At 49.9% G+C, this 18,792-nt stretch carries 18 protein-coding genes and 1 pseudogene; 12 read left to right on the top strand and 7 right to left on the bottom strand.

What is annotated here, in order from left to right; all coding sequences use genetic code 11:
* Positions 1 to 5 precede the first annotated feature (5 nt).
* The gene (locus GJQ69_RS04055) at positions 6 to 1,925 is read left to right on the top strand and encodes an ABC-F family ATP-binding cassette domain-containing protein (protein ID WP_086035952.1); all 1,920 of its coding nucleotides are present in this window, start codon (positions 6 to 8) and stop codon (positions 1,923 to 1,925) included.
* 45 nt (positions 1,926 to 1,970) lie between these two features.
* On the top strand, positions 1,971 to 3,257 hold the full coding sequence (mtaB, locus tag GJQ69_RS04050; RefSeq protein WP_086035953.1) for a tRNA (N(6)-L-threonylcarbamoyladenosine(37)-C(2))-methylthiotransferase MtaB: 1,287 nt from the start codon (positions 1,971 to 1,973) through the stop codon (positions 3,255 to 3,257).
* Here mtaB and GJQ69_RS04045 read toward each other — a convergent pair.
* Positions 3,254 to 4,552: a glycoside hydrolase family 10-like protein gene (locus GJQ69_RS04045; RefSeq protein ID WP_157658944.1), complete on the bottom strand. Its 1,299-nt coding sequence runs from the start codon at positions 4,550 to 4,552 to the stop codon at positions 3,254 to 3,256. The genes mtaB and GJQ69_RS04045 overlap by 4 nt on opposite strands.
* A 317-nt stretch (positions 4,553 to 4,869) precedes the next feature.
* Between GJQ69_RS04045 and GJQ69_RS04040 the strand changes: the two genes are divergently transcribed.
* Positions 4,870 to 6,333: an alanine/glycine:cation symporter family protein gene (locus GJQ69_RS04040; protein WP_174193030.1), complete on the top strand. Its 1,464-nt coding sequence runs from the start codon at positions 4,870 to 4,872 to the stop codon at positions 6,331 to 6,333.
* Positions 6,334 to 6,400: 67 nt separating this feature from the next.
* On the opposite strand, the gene GJQ69_RS04035 is transcribed toward GJQ69_RS04040, so the two are convergent.
* From GJQ69_RS04035 to GJQ69_RS04025, 3 genes are all read right to left on the bottom strand, one after another.
* Entirely contained in the window at positions 6,401 to 7,714 is a 1,314-nt protein-coding gene (locus GJQ69_RS04035) for a M18 family aminopeptidase (protein ID WP_086035955.1), read from the bottom strand.
* Between the two features lie 155 nt (positions 7,715 to 7,869).
* On the bottom strand, positions 7,870 to 8,553 hold the full coding sequence (locus GJQ69_RS04030; RefSeq protein WP_086035956.1) for an SGNH/GDSL hydrolase family protein: 684 nt from the start codon (positions 8,551 to 8,553) through the stop codon (positions 7,870 to 7,872).
* An 84-nt stretch (positions 8,554 to 8,637) separates the two neighbouring features.
* The gene (locus GJQ69_RS04025) at positions 8,638 to 9,414 is read right to left on the bottom strand and encodes a hypothetical protein (protein ID WP_086035957.1); all 777 of its coding nucleotides are present in this window, start codon (positions 9,412 to 9,414) and stop codon (positions 8,638 to 8,640) included.
* Positions 9,415 to 9,476: 62 nt separating this feature from the next.
* Here GJQ69_RS04025 and GJQ69_RS04020 point away from each other — a divergent pair, with 62 nt between their 5' ends.
* The 3 genes from GJQ69_RS04020 to GJQ69_RS04010 all read left to right on the top strand — a co-directional run bounded on the left by GJQ69_RS04020 (position 9,477) and on the right by GJQ69_RS04010 (position 13,380).
* A complete protein-coding gene (locus GJQ69_RS04020) occupies positions 9,477 to 10,487 on the top strand; it encodes a glycosyltransferase family 4 protein (RefSeq protein WP_086035958.1) in 1,011 nt (336 codons plus the stop codon).
* Between the two features lie 72 nt (positions 10,488 to 10,559).
* Positions 10,560 to 11,663, top strand: a complete 1,104-nt coding sequence (gene wecB, locus GJQ69_RS04015) for a non-hydrolyzing UDP-N-acetylglucosamine 2-epimerase (RefSeq protein WP_086035959.1) — start codon at positions 10,560 to 10,562, stop codon at positions 11,661 to 11,663.
* 40 nt (positions 11,664 to 11,703) lie between these two features.
* Positions 11,704 to 13,380 carry a glycosyltransferase gene (locus tag GJQ69_RS04010; RefSeq protein ID WP_174193028.1) on the top strand — a complete coding sequence of 559 codons (1,677 nt, stop codon included), beginning with the start codon at positions 11,704 to 11,706 and terminating at the stop codon, positions 13,378 to 13,380.
* 23 nt (positions 13,381 to 13,403) lie between these two features.
* Here GJQ69_RS04010 and GJQ69_RS04005 read toward each other — a convergent pair whose 3' ends face one another.
* Complete coding sequence (locus GJQ69_RS04005) at positions 13,404 to 14,087, bottom strand: glycosyltransferase family 32 protein (protein ID WP_086035961.1); 684 nt, start codon at positions 14,085 to 14,087, stop codon at positions 13,404 to 13,406.
* Between the two features lie 219 nt (positions 14,088 to 14,306).
* On the opposite strand from GJQ69_RS04005, the gene GJQ69_RS04000 reads away from it, so the two are divergent.
* The 3 genes from GJQ69_RS04000 to GJQ69_RS03990 all read left to right on the top strand — a co-directional run bounded on the left by GJQ69_RS04000 (position 14,307) and on the right by GJQ69_RS03990 (position 16,680).
* On the top strand, positions 14,307 to 15,254 hold the full coding sequence (locus tag GJQ69_RS04000; RefSeq protein WP_086035962.1) for a glycosyltransferase: 948 nt from the start codon (positions 14,307 to 14,309) through the stop codon (positions 15,252 to 15,254).
* 14 nt (positions 15,255 to 15,268) lie between these two features.
* The gene (locus GJQ69_RS03995) at positions 15,269 to 16,009 is read left to right on the top strand and encodes a GT-D fold domain-containing protein (protein ID WP_086035963.1); all 741 of its coding nucleotides are present in this window, start codon (positions 15,269 to 15,271) and stop codon (positions 16,007 to 16,009) included.
* Between the two features lie 482 nt (positions 16,010 to 16,491).
* A complete protein-coding gene (locus GJQ69_RS03990; RefSeq protein ID WP_086035964.1) occupies positions 16,492 to 16,680 on the top strand; it encodes a hypothetical protein in 189 nt (62 codons plus the stop codon).
* Between the two features lie 59 nt (positions 16,681 to 16,739).
* Here the strand turns inward: GJQ69_RS03990 and GJQ69_RS09945 are convergent.
* Positions 16,740 to 16,877: pseudogene (locus tag GJQ69_RS09945) on the bottom strand (DUF7916 family protein); the annotation flags it as partial.
* Positions 16,878 to 16,938: 61 nt separating this feature from the next.
* Positions 16,939 to 17,079, bottom strand: coding sequence for an amidohydrolase family protein (locus GJQ69_RS09930; RefSeq protein ID WP_157659008.1), 141 nt, complete (start codon positions 17,077 to 17,079; stop codon positions 16,939 to 16,941).
* 310 nt (positions 17,080 to 17,389) lie between these two features.
* Here GJQ69_RS09930 and GJQ69_RS03980 point away from each other — a divergent pair, with 310 nt between their 5' ends.
* Genes GJQ69_RS03980 through GJQ69_RS03970 form a run of 3 tightly spaced genes read left to right on the top strand, consistent with a single transcriptional unit; the run spans position 17,390 to position 18,778 of the window.
* Entirely contained in the window at positions 17,390 to 17,797 is a 408-nt protein-coding gene (locus GJQ69_RS03980) for an ABC transporter permease (RefSeq protein ID WP_274379847.1), read from the top strand.
* A 21-nt stretch (positions 17,798 to 17,818) separates the two neighbouring features.
* Entirely contained in the window at positions 17,819 to 18,136 is a 318-nt protein-coding gene (locus GJQ69_RS03975) for a DUF5963 family protein (RefSeq protein ID WP_086035966.1), read from the top strand.
* A 3-nt stretch (positions 18,137 to 18,139) separates the two neighbouring features.
* Positions 18,140 to 18,778, top strand: coding sequence for an ABC transporter ATP-binding protein (locus GJQ69_RS03970; RefSeq protein WP_236849734.1), 639 nt, complete (start codon positions 18,140 to 18,142; stop codon positions 18,776 to 18,778).
* Positions 18,779 to 18,792 lie beyond the last annotated feature (14 nt).

The raw sequence follows: 18,792 nt of genomic DNA, 5'->3' as shown, positions 1-18,792 counted from the left end.
AAAGCATGGCACTACTTGGCGTAAGCAACCTTGAAAAAAGCTTTGGAACAAATGTCATCTTTCAGGATGTATCCTTTGAGGTACAGCAGAGTGACCATATTGGGCTGGTCGGCGTCAACGGCTCCGGCAAAACAACGCTGTTTAAAACACTGACCGGTGAATATACACCCGACGCGGGCAACTTTTACAAGGCGAAAAATACGGTTCTCGGCTATATGGAACAGCACGTCTGCCGCGACCTGGACCACACCGCCTACGCCGAGGTATTAACCGTATTTTCCAACCTGCTGAAAATGGAAGCCGAACTAAATGAACTAAACAACGCCGTAACCGCCCACCCCACCGAGAAGCTGATTGAGCGGCAAACCACGCTGAATGACCGTTTCGTACAGGGCGGCGGACTTACCTGCCGTGCACGGGCACGCAGCGCCCTGCTGGGGCTGGGCTTTACTGACCAGCAAATGGGGCAGCCGGTTCGGGTGCTCAGCGGCGGTCAGCGGGCAAAGCTGCAGCTGGCAAAAATGCTGCTCTCCGGTGCGAATCTGCTGCTGTTGGACGAACCGACCAACCACCTGGACATCACCAGCGTCGAGTGGCTGGAGGACTTTCTGCGCAGCTGGAACGGTGCCTTCATCGTCATTTCTCATGACCGTTATTTCCTTGACCGGCTGTGCGGACGCATTTTTGAAATGCACAGTGGGCACCTAACTACCTATAAAGGCAACTACACTGCCTTTCAGGAACAGAAAGATTTAAATGACCTTTCGGAAGAACGGCAGTATGAAAATACTCAGCGGGAGATTCACCGGCTGGAGGGCGTTGTCACCCAGCTGCGCCGCTGGAACCGCGAAAAGAGCATTAAAACAGCGGAAAGCAAAGAAAAAGCCATTGCCCGTCTGGAAAGTACGCTGGTTACACCGGAGGCAAAGGCAGAACACCTGCAGTTCTCTTTCCCTACGCCGGAACGCAGTGGCAACGATGTGCTGACCGCGGAAAATCTTTCCCTGTCCTTTCATAAGCGTCCCCTTTTCCGCAACGTTTCCATGAATCTGCACCGCTGTGAGCGCGTGTTCCTGCTGGGGCCAAACGGCTGCGGCAAGACTTCTTTATTAAAAACACTGTTGGGAAAATACAAACCGGACAGCGGAACGATTCGTTTCGGTGCCAATGTACATATTGGCTACTATGACCAGCTGCAGACCGGCCTGAATATGCAGAACCGTGTCATTGATGAAATATGGGATCTGTACCCGCAGATGACGGAAACCAAGGTCCGCTCTGCTCTGGCTATTTTTCTATTTCACGGCGAGGATGTATTCAAGCCCGTTTCCGCCCTTTCCGGCGGCGAACGCGCCCGTGTGCTGCTGCTGCATCTGATGCTGGGAAAAGCAAACTTTCTGCTGCTGGACGAACCGACCAACCATTTGGACATCACCTCAACGGAGGCATTGGAAAGTGCCTTGCAGCAGTACGAGGGGACTCTGTTTATTATCTCCCATGACCGATACCTTATCAATCAGCTGGCTGACCGCATTTACTGGCTGACATCGGAGGGCGTCATTCCCTATACCGGCAGCTATGACAGTTTTCTGCAGCAGCGCAAAGAACAGCAGGAGCAGGAAGAAAAAGTGCAGAAAGCGGGACAGCCAAAGACAAACGACTATCAGCAGCGCAAGGCACGGCAGTCCGTCCTGCGCAAACAGAAGGCACAGCTGCGGCGGCTGGAAGACCACATTGATGAAGTGGAAAAGCAAATGGAAATACTGAACGGGCAGCTTTCCAGCCCGGCAACCGCCAGCGACTATGAAAAGGCTATGGACCTGACAAAACGGCTGGAAGAAGCCAAGGCGGAGAACGACCACCTGCTTCAGGAGTGGGAAACTCTGACACAGCAGGTGGAGGACGCCGAAGCCGCACAGGGATAACTGTGTTTTTATTGATACGTTATATAAAGAAGAAGGTTTCTCATTTTGAAAGTATCCGCCATAACACTTGGCTGCAAAGTCAACCAATACGAAACACAAGCCATGCTGGCGCAGCTGGCACAGGCCGGTTTTACCATATGTGATGGTCCAGCCGACGTCATTCTAATCAACTCCTGCACCGTAACCGCTCAAAGCGACCACAAGGTTCGGCAGGCCCTGCACCGTGCCCGTCGGGAAAATCCAGACGCCGTGCTGGTACTGACCGGCTGTATGCCACAGGCTTTTCCGGAGCGGGCGGCGTCCCTTGCGGATGCCGATATTGTGTTGGGAAACGCCAACCGGTCCGGACTGACACAGCATATCCTTAATTACCTCTCCACGCACCAGCGCATTGTGGATATTGAGCCGCACGGTAAAACTTTTGAAAAAATGCAGGTTACTGATTTTTATGAGCGCACCCGTGCTTTTGTAAAAATTGAGGACGGCTGCAACCGTTTCTGCACCTACTGCATTATTCCCTATGCCCGCGGCCGTGTGCGCTCCAAACCGCTGGAAGACCTGCGGTCGGAACTGGCGCAGTTAGGAAAACATGGTTATCGGGAAGTTGTGCTGACGGGCATTAACCTGCCGGCTTACGGGCAGGACTTGGGCCTGACGCTGTGTGATGCCGTGGACGCCGCCTGTGCTGTCCCGGAAATTCAGCGTGTCCGGCTCGGCTCGCTGGAGCCGGAACAGCTTTCACCGGAAGTAATCGCCCGCTTGGCCGCCCAGGAAAAGCTGTGTCCGCAATTCCACCTGTCCCTGCAAAGCGGCTGTGACGCTACCCTAAGACGCATGAATCGCCATTATACAGCGGACGAGTACCGGACCATTGTGCAAAACCTGCGCCGGGTGTTCCCCAATGCTGCGATTACGACCGATATTATGGTGGGGTTTGCCGGTGAAACGGAGGAGGAGTTCCAGCAAAGTCTTGCTTTTGCCCGGGAAATAGCCTTTGCAAAAGTACACGTTTTCCCCTACTCCCAGCGTCCTGGCACCCGCGCGGCAGATTTCCCGGGACAAATACAAAAGTCGGAAAAAGAAAACCGCTGTCACCAGATGATTGCCGTCACACAGGAAACGCGCCGCGCGTTCCTACAGCAGCAAGTCGGCCGAACTGAGCCGGTCCTGTTTGAGCGCCGCCGGGAAAACGGCGCCTTGGAAGGCTATACGCCGAACTACACGTCCGTACTGGTTTCCTCTGCCGAAGAGCTGACCGGAAAAATTCTGCCGGTTAAGGTCACCGAAGCGCTGGAGGACAGCTGCCGCGGCACACTGACAGGTCAGCTTTAAGAGAACATCTTCATCACATTCTGCACCTCCTGCTGACGGCCGGGCGCCATCATATCATCATACGCAAACAGCATAAACCCATCACAGTGCTGCGCGCGCGCGGTTTTTATTTGGCGCGCAATAATGTCCGTGCTGCCGCTCCAGGAACCGCTGTCCGCACTGGTGTCCGCCTTGTACATTCCCAGACCAAAGTAAAGCTTCACACCTTTTGCCGTAACCAGGCTGCGCCAGGAATGCACGGCCTTTTCATACGGCAAAATGGGGTTGTTATAATTATAATAGACCTGCGGGCAGACATAATCCACATACCCCTCTGCCTGACACCATGCTGCCGCATCCGCGCCGATTTTTCGGTCATTTTCTAAGTTGCCCTGCGGTGAAACACCAAAAACCGCCTGCGGGCGGCTTTTTTTTATGGCGCGATATGTGCGGGAAATCAGGTCGTTGATATTGGCACAGCGCCAATCCTGCCGGGAAAGTACCTCCCCAGCTTTTTTTCCGGCACAATATGCGCGGTAGGAAGCAGCGTCAAACGAGTCATCGCTATCCTCCGGATAAAAATAGTCGTCAAACTGAATGCCGTCCACATCGTAATTTGCCGCCACCTCGGCGGCGCCGTCCGCGATATACTGCCGTACACCCTCCCAGCCGGGGTCCAAATATTTTCCGCTTTTGCAGCTGGCCGCCCAGCCGGCCTTCGCCGAATCTTTGGAAAAGCGGTTCCACGGGTTGCCTTCCGCCAAAATGGAGGGCGCCGCGCCCAGCTGCACCCGCAGCGGGTTAATCCACGCGTGAAACTGCAGTCCCGCGCCGTGTGTAATACGCACCATCTCTTTCAGGGGGTCATATCCGGGCGCAGTGCCCTGTGTACAACCAGTCAAGTGTGACCACGGGTACAGCTTAGAGGGATACATAGCGTCACTGAAAGCACGCACATGCACCACCAGTGCATTCATGCCGCGTGCCTTTGCATTCTGTACAATCTCCGTATAGTGTTTCAGAAAAACGTCTTTTCCCTTCTGCTGTTGTCCAGACATATCCAGCGTGTAATATGGCACCCACACCGCGCGCATTTCCTGACCTCCGGTTGCCGCCGCCGCAGCTGTTTTTCCGCTGGCGGCTGCGCCTGACGCAGAAGATGCCGGCGGTGCGCTTTCCGCCGTACTGGAAACAGGCGAACTTTTTCCGGCAGACGATATATCCGCCCGTTTTACGGCCATCGTTACCAAAACCGCCGCTGCCAGCATGAGCACGGCCAGTCCCTGCCTGTGTCTGTGAAAAAGTGAAATGACCATCTTCCCATCTCCCGTATCTTTTTTCCGGGCCGCACGGCCCATTCCTTTGTTCGGTTGTCCTTTCTCCTTCCAGTATATGAATGGTATGGAACGAAAAAGCACAGATTCTCCTCCGAAAAAACCGATTGCATCACAGCCTGCTTTTGGTGCGGTCCGCGGTTTATTTCAGCTGCTTTTTCTCCTAAAAGTGGCAAAAGGCGCACTTTTTTCGTGAAGATTGTTCTTCTTCTTTCATGCTTCATTGCTATAAAGTGTGGAACATGCTATAATAAATTCCAAATTGCGGATTTTGCACTTCATTGACGGAGGGAAGAATGATGGAAAACGAACTAAACGCATGGCTTTCGAAAATTGACAGTTGTATCTGGGGAATTCCACTCATCGTGCTAATTCTTCTGGTCGGCGCTATCTTGACCATTCAGCTGAAAGGGATTCAGTTCCGGCATCTGCCGGAAGCGTTCCATTTCATGATGTGGAAAGGCAAAGGAAAAGGGGAAGTTTCCAGTTTCGGTGCATTATGCACGGCTCTTTCGGCAACTGTAGGCACGGGCAACATTGTCGGTGTTGCCACGGCTATTACGGCCGGCGGACCGGGCGCACTGTTTTGGATGGTCCTGGCCGCCTGTCTCGGTATGGCCACCAAATACGCTGAGGCTACGCTTGCGGTGCGGTACCGCAGCATTGACAAGGACAACCACGTCCTTGGCGGGCCATTTTACTACATTGAACGCGGCATGAAAGAAAAATTCGGGGGCAGCTTCAAATGGCTGGCAGCTTTGTTTGCCGTTTTCGGCTGCCTGGTCGGTCTGATGGGTATCGGCACCATGACGCAGATGAACAGTATTACCAGCGGTATACAGAACTTTTTCGACCCGAAAAAGGCCAACACTGTTTCCCTTTTCGGCAGCAATTATTCCTGGACAATCGTTATCGCGGCAGTAGTCATCACGCTGCTGGCCGCGCTTGTCATCATCGGCGGTCTGAAGCGTATTTCCGCTGTGGCGACTAAAATCATTCCCACTATGTTTGCGATTTATATCATTAGTGCTGTGTATGTCATTTGTTACAATGGCGCAAACATCGGCAGCGCATTTGATCAAATCTTCCACGGTGCCTTCAGCGGAACAGCCGCAGCCGGCGGGTTTGCCGGTGCTGTGGTGGCAGAAGCTATCCGCAACGGCATTGCACGCGGAATCTTTTCCAACGAATCCGGCCTTGGCAGCTCCCCCATTGCAGCGGCCGCCGGCAAAGTGGCTTTCCCTGCACAGCAGGGACTGGTTTCCATGCTTGGTACTTTCTTTGATACCATTATCATCTGCAACCTCACGGGCCTGTGCATTGTTTCCTCTGGTGCCTACAAAGTGAAGGGACTGGAAGGCTTCTTCGTTACCGACAACGCTTTCCGGAAAGCCTTTTTCTTTGCACCGGACGTCGGCTCTTTCCTACTGATGATTTGCCTGACACTGTTTGCTTTTACAACGATTCTTGGCTGGAACTATTACGGTACCCGCTGCATTTCTTACCTGTCCTCCGGCAGCAAAAAGGCCATCATTGCCTACAACTGGCTGTACATTATTGCGCTTGCAGCAGGTCCTTTCCTCGCCCTAAATTCCATCTGGACATTGGCAGACATTGTAAACGGCCTAATGGCTTTCCCAAACCTGATTGCACTGTTCTCTCTTTCCGATGTTGTAAAAAAGGAAACGGATCATTTCTTTGATTATCTAAAGAAAAATCCTTACAAAAAGAAAAAGCAGCAGAAAATATGCGCTGAAGAATAGCGCTTTCCACTGTTTTTGTTTCCCCGGCCGCTGTGCCGGGGATTTTTTATGTATTTTCTGATGCTTCTCAGCAGAGTGCGTAGGAACCGTGGCCCTCCTCGCGAAGAGCCATGGAGAAAAAGGTGCGCATGGCCTGCGCCAGATAAGCCGGGTCTTGGCTGCCGGCCGTTTCATATGGGGAATGCATGGCCAGCTGTGCCAGACCGATATCAACTGTATTCAAGGAAACATGCGCGTTTGAGATATTGCCCAGCGTCGAACCGCCGGCCATATCGGAACGGTTGAGGAACTCCTGCCATGGCACATCTGCCTTCTCACATACAGCCTTAAAAATGGCGGCGGATACGGAATCCGTTGTATACTTTTGATTTGCATTGTATTTGATGACAATGCCGCCGTTCATACGGGGACGGTTGACCGGGTCTGCCCTATCCGGATAATTGGGGTGCATCGCATGTGCATTGTCCGCGGAAATCATAAAGCTGGAAGCAATGGCCGTGCGGTTCTGCTCCGCTGTACGGCCGCAGGCAATACCGATGCGCTCCAGCGTATCCGACAGGAACGTGGAATCGGCCCCCTGTTTGGTGCCGCTTCCGACTTCCTCGTTGTCGAATATCGTAAAGACAGGAACGCTGTTTGGATTCTCCTTTGCGTCCAAAAAGCCACGAAAATCCGCGTAGCCGCACTCTAGGTCATCTAAATGGCCCGCCGAAAGGAATTCCCGATGCGCACCCCATATGGTGCCGGGGGTCCGGCTGTACAGGAACAAGTCGCTGCCCACAATCGCGCTTTTGTCCACTTCGGCACTTTCAGCGATAAAATCCATAAACGTCCCCTTAGCACTGAAATCGCCCAAAACCGGCAGCATATCTTTCTGTGGATTATAGGCATGGCCACTGTTCGCATTGCGGTCCATGTGAATTGCCAAACTCGGAATCATGACAAAGTCGCGGTCGACATTGACAAGCCGGCTGACAAATTGGTTTCCTTTCCGCAGGATAAGCTTGCCCGCAACAGACAGAGGCCGGTCAAACCACGGCGCACACAGCATACCGCCATATTTTTCGACGTTCAGCCTGACATATGCGTTTTCAACCCCCATCTCTGGGTTTTCTTTGATTTTAAAACTGGGAGAATCACTGTGTGAAGCGGCTATTTGGTAACCAATAAAGTCCTTTTTCGGAACACGGAACGCAATGAGTGACGATTCATTGCGTGCAACAAAATATTTGCCTCCCTCCGCAAGGGACCAATGTGCCCCCTCGGAAAGTTCCGTGTAGCCAGCCTTCATAAGCACTGTTCGCAGATTTGCTATTACATGATAGCAGGTCGGGCTTTTCTGCAAAAAATCCAGTAGTTCTGTTGTCATATGTTCATACATGGTGTGAAATTTCCTCTTTCATCTGAAAATATGCGGCAGTGTAAAAAATGCCGTTTGCTGTCGTACAACAATCAGTATACCTTTCCCTCCGTTAAAAAGCAATGGAACAGCAAACAGCACTGTACGCCGAGGCGTCAGTGCCGCCGAAATGAAAATTAAAGCGTACCTAAAAATCCCTGCAGCCGCCGGGCAATGAGACAATGTCCTGCGTCATTCGGGTGCAGGCCGTCCGGGCAATAGTTTTCCCGCAGCACGCTGTTTTTCGGCTGAATGCCGCTGACAGCATACAGGTTCAGTACCGGAATGGCATAATCCTGCGCCACCTCCTGAATGATACGCACATAAGCGGAAAGCGGCCCATAGTCCGTCTTTTTATAGCCTTCTCCCCTCGGATTGTCCTCGTCCATTCGGTGCAGCGGTGTCATGAATACAATCGTCGCCAGCGGGAACTTGCGGATAAGCTGTTCCATCAGCAGACGGCATGCACCAGAAAATGTAAACATGGTACGGTCCCTCAGCGAGCCCAAAGGAGCATCGCCATGCCCAAAGTCGTTGGTCCCACCAAAGACCACAACGGCATCCGCGCTGTTGTCCATCGCGTTCGCCCGCTCAGCAAAATACTGGACGTCCCAGTCCGGATACATGGAGGGATGCAGCTGGCCAGCAATGCGTGTACCGCTCACCGAGTAATTATTTGCCTTAGCAAGGGGAATGTTTCTCTTTAATACGTTCGGATAAATATTCTTTTCATCTGTGACACCGTCCCCGGCGGTAATGCTGTCACCCAGAAAATCGATTACTTTATTTGTGAAGTCCACATCATCACTCCCTGTTTTCATGGAACTATATCGTCGGTTTTCGTCAACAACCCATGATATGCAGTATTCACGGACCAGATATAAATCACAGATACCGTTCCTTGTTTACTTTGGATAAAAATCCGCCCGCGGGAATTCTATTTTGCGGAAGTATGCACAGCTATCCGCCGGCAGACTGCTGCACGTCCGTGGCACGGTACATTTGTACGACAGCCGACAGCAGGTACTGCGCAGCAATCGGACGGAACTAAGCAGTCCGGCTGTTACATATACATGTAAACACGGTTCTTCATAGGCGCCGCAGGCACAGCACGCAGGCTTTAACCGCAAACGAAGCGGCAGTGCGGCCGCCTCCACCGCAAATCGTGGACTTTTTTCACCGAACCGGGCACCCATAGGCGCCGTAAAAATGCGGATTGGCGGTTCTTTTCCACCGTAAAGCATCACCGTCCGGCGGTACTGTATGCCTGCCTGAAGATACATTTTTTCTATTTGATGGGGCTTTGGTTCATCAAACGCGTTTGAAAAGCATACAATTTTAAATGGCTTGCCATTAAAGTCAAAAAACTGCAGAAAAAATTCAAAAGAAAAAAGAAGTTCAGCCTGCCAGTATCCCTGACAGAGCGGCGATGGAAGCGTATTCAGAACCTCTATGCGGCTGACATGAAAGCTGCCCTTCCTAATTTCTGCCCGTGAGGTACAGATGGGTACTGCCACTGGATGGTCCGGCAGCAAAATCCGGCCAAACTGCCCGCAGCCGCTGTCTGCAGTGAGAAACAGGCATTTACAGGATTCCTTTGAAACAGCAGGCCCCAGTTCTTCACACAGTTTCAGCCGGCAGCTGTCCTGCAGCATCCAGATGGAAAAATTGTCTGCATTCATGGTTCCGCCTATCTCCTTCCTAATATTTTTTTCGGAAATATTTACTACACAATATGAAATAAATGAAAAGCGGTGAAGGAAAGATAGGCAAAATCCTTTTTCTCTGCATCAGAAGCGATTTTCTTACAAACTTTGCGGGCGACTCAAAGTTTCTGCTGAAAACGGCGGATTTTTTAAGCCGGAACGGCTTTTCTGTACATATCTGTCGTTCCGTGGACGAGGACCTCAGCCGCTGTGACGCAGTCTGGCTTTTTAATCTCACCCGCCTAACGGAAACGTATGCCTTTTTTACGGCATCACAAAAGCTGAAAAAACCGCTTTTGCTGACACCAATTTTCTGGGACCTCAGCCGCTACTACCAGTACAGCGGGGATACCGAAAAACTGGCACAGTGGGAATATGACCGACAGTTCCGCCGAGAGATTCTGTCCAGCTGCAGCATGGTCTTTCCAGCCAGTACTGCCGAATACGCATGCCTGAAAACCGACTGCCAAACGGACTTTCCCTGTACCATTGTGTACAGCGGCGCTTCGGAACCAGTGCAGAAGCTCCCCCTTCCCCGGGAAATTGCCGCCCGAAAGCCATATGTGTTCTGTTCTGCCCGTATCTGCAGACGAAAAAATCAGCTTGTCCTGTGCCAAGCTGCCGCTGCCGTCGGCTGGAATGTGCTTCTTGCCGGAAAAGCGGAGGACCTGCCGTATCTACAGCAGTGCCTTGCACTGCCCCATGTTTTTTATCTCGGTTTCCTGCGGGAAACAGCGCTTTGGCCGGTTTTTGAAAATGCCGCACTGCATGTACTGTGCAGTTTTGTGGAAACGCCCGGACTCGCAAGCCTAGAGGCCGGATTGGCCGGCACAAAGGTCCTGACGACAAAGATAGGAAGTGCACACGAGTACTTTCAGGACTTGGCTGTTTATTGTAATCCATACCAAAAAGACAGCCTTTCCAATACTTTGGCTGCGGCACTTTCCCGCCCTTCGCAGCCTGCCCTGCAGCAGCATATCCGCAGCTTTTTTCTATGGGAAAACTGCCTGCAGCCGCTCCTGCCATGCCTGCACCGGCTGGGGCTGTAAAACACCATTCCGCATAAGAAACATATAATGAACTCGAATGAATCATTCCACTTTTTATTTTCGGGGGTGCACATGAAACAGAGTGTTCTGGCTATTTTCGGCACCAGACCGGAGGCCATTAAAATGGCTCCGCTGGTACAGGAACTAAAAACAAGGGACTCTCTAAAAACAATGGTCTGCGTAACGGCACAGCACCGTGAAATGCTGGACCAGGTACTGCACATCTTCCGCATAAAGCCAGATTACGATATGAATATCATGCAGAAAGGGCAGACGCTTTCGGACATTACCACCCATGTCCTACTGGGCCTTCCCGCTGTTTTAGAGGACGCAAAGCCCGCGCTGGTCCTTGTGCACGGCGACACAACCACTTCCTTCGCCGCGGCACTGTCCGCGTTTTACCGCCACATTCCCATAGGACACGTGGAAGCAGGTCTGCGGACCTACCATAAGGACTCCCCTTTCCCGGAGGAAGCAAACCGGCAGTTTGTCGATACCGTTACGGACCTGTTTTTCGCACCGACCGAGCAATCCCGGCAGAATCTTTTGCAGGAACACAAACCAGACAGCCACATTTTTGTAACCGGCAATACCGCCATAGATGCCCTGAAGACGACCGTGCAGCCGAACTTTTCCAATCCGGTGCTGGATTGGGCCGCGGGCAGCCGGCTGCTGCTGCTGACCGCCCACCGCCGCGAAAATCTAGGGACAAATATGCAGCATATTTTTCATGCTGTCCGGCGCATTGTAGAAAAGTATGACGATGTAAAAGCCGTATATCCAGTGCACCCGAACCCGGCCATTTCCGGCGCCGCAAAAGAAGCCTTTGCGGGCTGTAAAAATGTTTTGCTGACGGAGCCGCTGGACGTTGTGACCTTTCACAACCTGATGAGCCGTGCATACCTCATTTTAACAGACAGCGGCGGCATACAGGAGGAGGCACCTCACCTAGGGAAACCTGTGCTGGTGCTGCGAGACACAACGGAACGGCCGGAAGGCATTGCCGCCGGTACCCTTCGCCTAGCTGGCACTGCAGAAGATTCCATTTTCTGTGCCGCCGACAAACTGCTGTCGGACACAGAAGCGTACCGCCGTATGAGCGGCGCCGTAAATCCATACGGTGACGGCCGCGCCAGTCAGCGCATTGCCGATGAAATCGTCCGCCTGCTTTGCTGAAACCCCATACCGGCAACACTAAACAGAAAGGTATTTTTACATGAAAAAATCGTTGACTCTGTACCCCACCGCTGATACTTTTACAGACAGCTCCATCCCGGACGGCAACTTTTGCAGGGATGATTTTTATTTTTTAGGATATTTTCGATACAAAATTATTTACCGTGTTTTTCTTCAGTTCCGTCTTGACCAGATTCCCCAAAACGCGTTTATCAGCAAAGCGGTTCTCAAGCTGTACTGCACCCGAAACGACGAACTGAAACAGCAAAACCTGTTTGAGGTGCACCCCATCACTGAACCATGGAACAACATAGACATTACCGACAGCCATCAGCCGAACTGTGACAAACAGTATGTGCCGCTGGAAGCGGGCTGCTCCGTTTTTGAGCCGGTCTGTGCGGACGTGACCTCCATTGTGCGTATCTGGCAAAAACACCCGGAAGCAAACTATGGCCTCATGCTGAAAGCTGCAGACGAAACACAAAATGATTCTCTCTTGGCCCTGCTCAGCAGCAGAAAAACATACGGAGAACAACGGCCCCGGCTGGAAATAACGCTTGACCTGCCCGAACCGGTGAAAGCAGAATCGAACCGAACGAAAAAAATAGCCATTGTAACGCCGCAGTTTTTGGAGTGGGACGGCAAAAGGTGCATTTTTGGCGGCGGTGAACGCTATCTTGCCGAGCTGGCAGAGCTGCTGGTCAGTATGGGATGTCAGACGGACGTCTTTCAGCCCTCCAGTGAACAGCAGTGGAAAAAGGAGTACCACGGATTTACAATTTACGGCATTGGAGATGCCGGTTTTGATGAGGATTTCTTCCTAACGCTGAACCAGCGGTTCTGTGAACTGACCGGCAGCTATGACCTGCACATCTACCTAAGCATGGACCTCACCTATCCGTATGTTTTTCCGAATTCAATATGTATCAGCCACGGCATCTGGTGGGATTCACCGGAGCGGCCGTGGTGGAGGTCCGAAAAATGGTACAGCAGGCTGTTCACCGGTCTCAGCCAAACTGATACGCTGGTCAGTGTGGATACCAACACCATCAACTGGCTAAAAGCCGTCAATCCGGAAATTGACTGTAAAAAAGTGTATATTCCAAATTATGCCGACCTCAGCATCTTTAAACCGGAAGAAACCGGCCGACAGGAGGATGGAAAAATCCGGGTGCTGTACCCGCGCCGGCTGGTGGCGGGCCGCGGCTGGAGCGTAACAAAAGAAATTGCGGAGGAATTGGCGGATGAACGTCCGGATATCGTTTTTTCGTTTGTCGGCCGCGGACTAGAGCAGTCCGAACTGCAAATGAGGATTCTTGCCCAAAAATATCCCAATATCGAATACTGCTGGTACCGCATGGAAGATATGCATTTGGCGTATCAGAATACGGACATTGTTCTCATTCCCTCTTATTACACGGAGGGAACGTCTTTTTCGCTGATTGAAGCCATGGCCTGCGGCAAGCCCGTCATTGCCGGTTTGGTGGGCGGGCTGACCGACCTTGTAATCAATGGCTTTAACGGCCTGCTGATTCAGGTATCCAAGGACACTCTAAAAGAAGCGGTGCTGTGCCTTGCGGATAACGCAAAACTGCGTGAGGAAATGGGCCGTCATGCACAGGAAGTGGCACAGTGCTTTTCAAAGCGGCTGTGGGAACAGCGCTGGAAGCAAGTGATTGAGAGCCATCTATGTGTTTCAAAAAAGAACATCACTTAAAAACGCCGTGCTTTTATAAAAAGCTATGCATCCGGTTTCCGCGGAACCGGCAGAATCGGCGTGATGCCAGGCTCATTCCATGAATAAGCAAAGTGATGAATGGTATGTGTGTTCGGCGTCATTTTAATTTCCCGTGTTTCCCACACCATCGGACAGAAATAGTCATTGGAAAAGATATGCACGTCGTCCTTTAATACCTGTGTTTCGTTTCCTCGCTTTAGGCCGAACTCTTTTTCGGCAAGTTCCGTCATAAACACAACGTTCGGGGAAAGATCCATGGTGCCGTCCGGCTTAAGGAAAGCCCGCTGGCGGTAACAGCGGAGCATGCGCTCAATCCACGGATGACGCGGGACCGCAGCCATAATGCCCGTTGGAATATAGTTCGCCTGCTCAAAGCCCGAGAAGGCATGGAAATTCATAAAACCGCCGAGGTCTTTCAGCACTTCCACGTCTGTATCCATGTAAACACCGCCGTAATAGTAAAGTGCCCACAAACGAACATAGTCACTGACAAAAGCGTATTTTCCACAGCTGTACGCTTCCCGTGTGTATTGGCTGCTTTCCACATCAAACAGTCGTTCATTCCAAACAATAATATGGTATCCCGGTAAATACTTTTCCCAGCTGTCCATACATTTCCGTGCCAGCACGGTCAGGGGCTTTCCCCCAAACCAGCAGCAATGTATGGTGTGTGGAATCAAACTCATGACAGGTGCTCCCTTACAATATAATTTTACTCTATTTTATGTAGGGGAGCTGTACCGTGACAGCATGGTTCCGCGTTCTTTCTCGTCTTAAAAAATCCGTAAAAAAGTTTTCCCGGCTGAAGGTGTCAGTATGAAAAATTATTTTATCGCGCTGAATCCGTCCCACGAAAATACCGCCTGGAGCAAAGCCGCTGAAGATGTTGAATTTTTTTGAGTCAAATGGGTTTTCACCCAATTCCGGTGCAGCGTTTTCTTGCCGGCATGGAAAGCTGTCTTGCTGAAACGCTGCCCGCTGATGAGGACGGCATTTTGCTCCTGCAGTACCCCAAAATTTTATTTGAGGATTTTAATTTTGACTGGTTTCTTCACTGCATGCGGGTACACTTTCCGCAGTATCGGCTGGTGGCCCTCATTCATGACTTGGATTCTATCCGCTTCGGCGACTTCTTTACGACCGGCAGAATCGCTGAAATTTCCACCTTAAATCAATTTGATTTTCTCATTGCCGTAAACGACAGCATGAAAACGGTGCTGGAAAGACACGGCGCTCTTCCCCGCATTTATTCCATGTCCCTTTTCGACTATACCCTAAAAAGCGGCTGCCGCAGGGTACGACACAAAACGCCGACGATTGCGTTTGCCGGGAACCTAAAGTATGAAGCGTTTCTGTATCAGCTGGATAAAATCGACTGGAAAGGTACTGTGCTGCACCTGTACGGACCAAATCTCAACACCCAAAAGTGGAAGCCGTCCGCAGGCTGCCGCTTTTGCGGTGAGTTTCCGCCGGACGAACTGCCGGATGCAGTAACAGACAGTTTCGGGCTTTGTTGGGAAGGGAACAGCCTGGATGGCTGCCACGGAAAAATCGCGGAATACCTGAAATACACAAATTCACACAAGACCTCTTTTTATCTGGCGCTCGGACTGCCGGTCATTCTTTGTGAGCAGATGCCTACGGCTGCCTTTATCAAACGGAAACACGCAGGCATTGTCATTTCTTCGCTGCATGAACTGCCGGACGCAGTCAATAGCCTGTCAGAGGAGGATTATCAAGGCCTGCACAAAAATTGCCTGCGGCTTTCACACAAACTGCGGCATGGCTGTTTTTTGGGAAATGTCATTCTCCAGGTAATGCGGGATATGCAGAACTGCTCATCTTCTGCCTGAAAGGAGTTGCCCCATTGTCGGTTTACTTAAATGAAATGGAACTCCTAAAAAAATGGGAGGAAATCATCACGGACGGTGGCGCACACGCTTCCGTCCGGCTTGGTGACGGAGAAGCGACGGTTGCGGCACACGGTGCCATCCTAACCATGGACTTTGTCCAAAAAGCCTATCCGTGGGTGGCACAGCGCGACCGTTCTTACTGTGGTGTACTTCTGCCCAATGAAGACGCCCGGCTGCGGCTGGTGGAAGCACTGCGGCAGACCGATTTTCTCGGCATTCTTTCCCAAACAAACAGTTGGATGTTCCGCCCTTTGGCTGAAATGGTACTGCAGTTTTATGATATCCGCCCACCGTACACGTTTTACGCTTTTGATAATTATATTTTAAGTACAAAAAAGGAATTCTACGACTTTTTCAAGGAACAAAGTGTGCTTCTGGTCGGGCAAAAGGCCCGCTGTCTGCGGCGGGTGCTGGAAAACCGGTACGGCTGGAGCGGTATTGTCGGTACGGTGGACTGTCCGGACTGGGATTCCGTTGATACAGCCGCCTCCAAGATGAGCCGATATGCATACCGCACGGCGCTGGTCAGCGCCGGTGTTCCCGGGAAAGTGCTGACGGTGTACGCCAAAAAGTGCGGGCACGTCGGCATTGATTTCGGCTGCGGAACGGACCTCTGCCTGGAGGCCGACGAAGCCGGCCTCTACGCCTGGGAAATGGCAGCCGGCCCGCAGCGAACCTATATTTGCAAAGAATAAATACACAAATCATGGTTATAAAAAGAAAAGAACCAGCTACTTATAGGGAAGCCGCGCTCCAATTGCGCGGGGTCTTTATAAGTGCTGGTTCTTCTTTAATTGTTAGTATATCGAAAATAAAAAATCGGGAAATTGTTATACCTCGTTCAGTCCTAACAAGCAAAGCCACTGGAATAAAAAAACAAACCACTTAAAAAGCAGTTACACTCAAGAAGCTTTTAAACTTTTTTCGAAATCATCACCTCCTTGTGATAAATATTATATACTTTCATGTACTTATGTACCGATACAGAAAGTTCTAAGCAAAAAACAATTTAAGCAATATTGGGAATATTTGTTAGTTTGTGCGATAATATATCATGTTGTTGAAATTATGTCAACCTATTTTTAGATAAGTTGGGATAAAATATAACAATTAGATAGCGTTAGATATGGCAGTCAACGCAGAGCAAATTTATACTTCTAAGTATTTAGGAGTTACCTTGGGGAATATCCAGGTAGCACCAAACCTCACGATGGAAAGGATCAGTGTAGACGTTGAAGTGCGGCATTTGGTGGAAATGAACATTGACAGACAAGCGGTCGCCAGAAGTGACAAAAGGGCAGCTGAAAATGTGACGAACTGTGCCTGTAAAAAATTCAGTGAAGTAAGATTGTTTGTTGGAATATAAAGTTGGAATATAAATTAGTATGGACCGAATGGTTCCTTCTTTAATGGATGCTGCTTTATTTAACGCTTTACAGAACGTGCCATGCCAAGGCATCCGGAATCGCCCAAATGATGAATATCTGTTCCGGTCATTTTACACATAAGCGCAATTTGCCGTATTGTATTTCTGTCTGCCCCTTCCTGCGAAGTACCGACAGAAGTACAAAATAAGCAGCTTCAAAACTAAGCACCGTTTCATCTTTTAAGATAGAATTTGCTTTTACCTCACGAATTGTCCACCTCTAATAACTGAAACTATGTTCCACTCTTTGTCCATCACAACAAGGTCGGCCTGCTTTCCAGCTTTTATGCTTCCGATTTTTCGGTCTTCACCGATTTCACGCGCCGAGACTACGGTGATGAAGTCCGCTTATGGCATTGAACAGATGCGTCGCATGCGTGACCCCATGGCGAAACGCTTTCTCCAGCCGGATTGATACCAGTCAGCGTTACAGATGGCTTTCCGGCGCCAGCATCCCAATCCCGGTCTAGTTTGCCATTGTGGTATTGCCGCAGGAAGTTCTTTACTCCCTGTTTACATGGCTTTATGATATCAAATAAAGAATTTTTACCGAATGCTTGTAATCTATTCCCTGCCGTGGTAAAGTTTGTTTGAAGAAATTTATGACTGCTTTAAATAGCAATTTAATAAGATTTGAAAAGCTTTCCTAATTCAGTATATCCTAGCGATAATTACAGCCTTGATGCTTGGCGGCGTTTTTGCTCTCTTATTTCAGAATACGCAGATCCTAATGCCACTCGGGCTGGTTGTTATGTTTGTAGCCTGCATGTTCTGCGGCGTGTTCATTACATTTGACCAAATGCCGGGTGCATTCAAGAAGATTGCTTCCTATATTCCCATGAAATATGCAATGAACGATTTTTTCGATATCTGGACCAAAAAAATTTATTGGGACCGGACTTTTCTGATTTTATCGATTATCTACATGGCTATCCTCACCGTTGCTTTAACGATTTTTCTGAAACGTAATGAGAAACTGAAGACAAAGAAAATTGTTAGAAACGGTGCTTCACAGAATCCAGCTCAGGATTCCGGGCTTTCATCAACATCTAAATAATATAAAAAAGGGGAATTTCTTATGAAACGACAGGTGAAAAACAATCTGCTGTTACGCATCGTTCTAGAATTCGTGGTTGGAATCATTATTTCAATGGTACTGTGTTGTATTTTGATTTTTATCGGTTATTTCCACACACATTCCGCCGACCTGACGGCATATACAGTTCGGTTCTTCCAATTTCCAATCTATGAGATCACGACAACAGGCGGAAAAATGACTGGAACAGCATTAAACCAGAATATGTCGGTGATTAGTATTATCTTTTCCGTAGTTTGCATTATCATTTTTGAGGCAATTCATTTCGTCAAGGCAAAGAAGCAGCATTCGGAAGCCTAAGCAATGGACACAGATTACAAAATCAAGGGATTATTTCATCAACATCCCAAAATCCATTGGGGAGTAATTATGGATATCGCCGTAAATGATTTGGTAGTAAAATACGGTGACTTTACTGCTGTTAATCGAATTTCGTTTGGGGTGGAAAAGGGGCAGATTCTGGCAGTTATAGGCCCGAACGGTTCGGGAAAAACTTCCACGATAGAATGTATAGAAGGGCTACGAAAAATTGATCCCCCTGCCGACTACAGATTGCTGCTGAATCAATTCCATCTGGAGGGGAAAAAGCGGAAATACGTTTCTTCTCTTTCCGGTGGTGAAAGGCAGAAATTGTCCATAATACTTGCGCTTATACCCAATTCTGCCATCCTGTTTCTCGACGAATTGACAACCGGACTTGACCCGGAGACAAGGCACAATCTGTGGAGTTACATAAAGGACATCAATTCTCAAGGCATCACTATTTTTATGATTTCACACTTTATGGATGAAGTTGAATATCTTGCAGATAAAGTTATTTTGCTGAAAAATGGCGGTATCCTTGAAACTGGAACCGTTGATGAACTTAAGCAAAAATCCGGAGTGTCACAAAAGTCACATTCTATGCTTCTGGAAGCAACGAGGCAATGTTTAACAATATGAAATCAATCGATGGA

This window comes from Caproicibacterium lactatifermentans (genome assembly GCF_013315815.1).
Lineage (GTDB): Bacteria > Bacillota > Clostridia > Oscillospirales > Acutalibacteraceae > Caproicibacterium > Caproicibacterium lactatifermentans.
The sequence above is the reverse complement of the archived record's forward strand: the minus strand, read 5'-3'. Positions and strand labels throughout refer to the sequence as shown.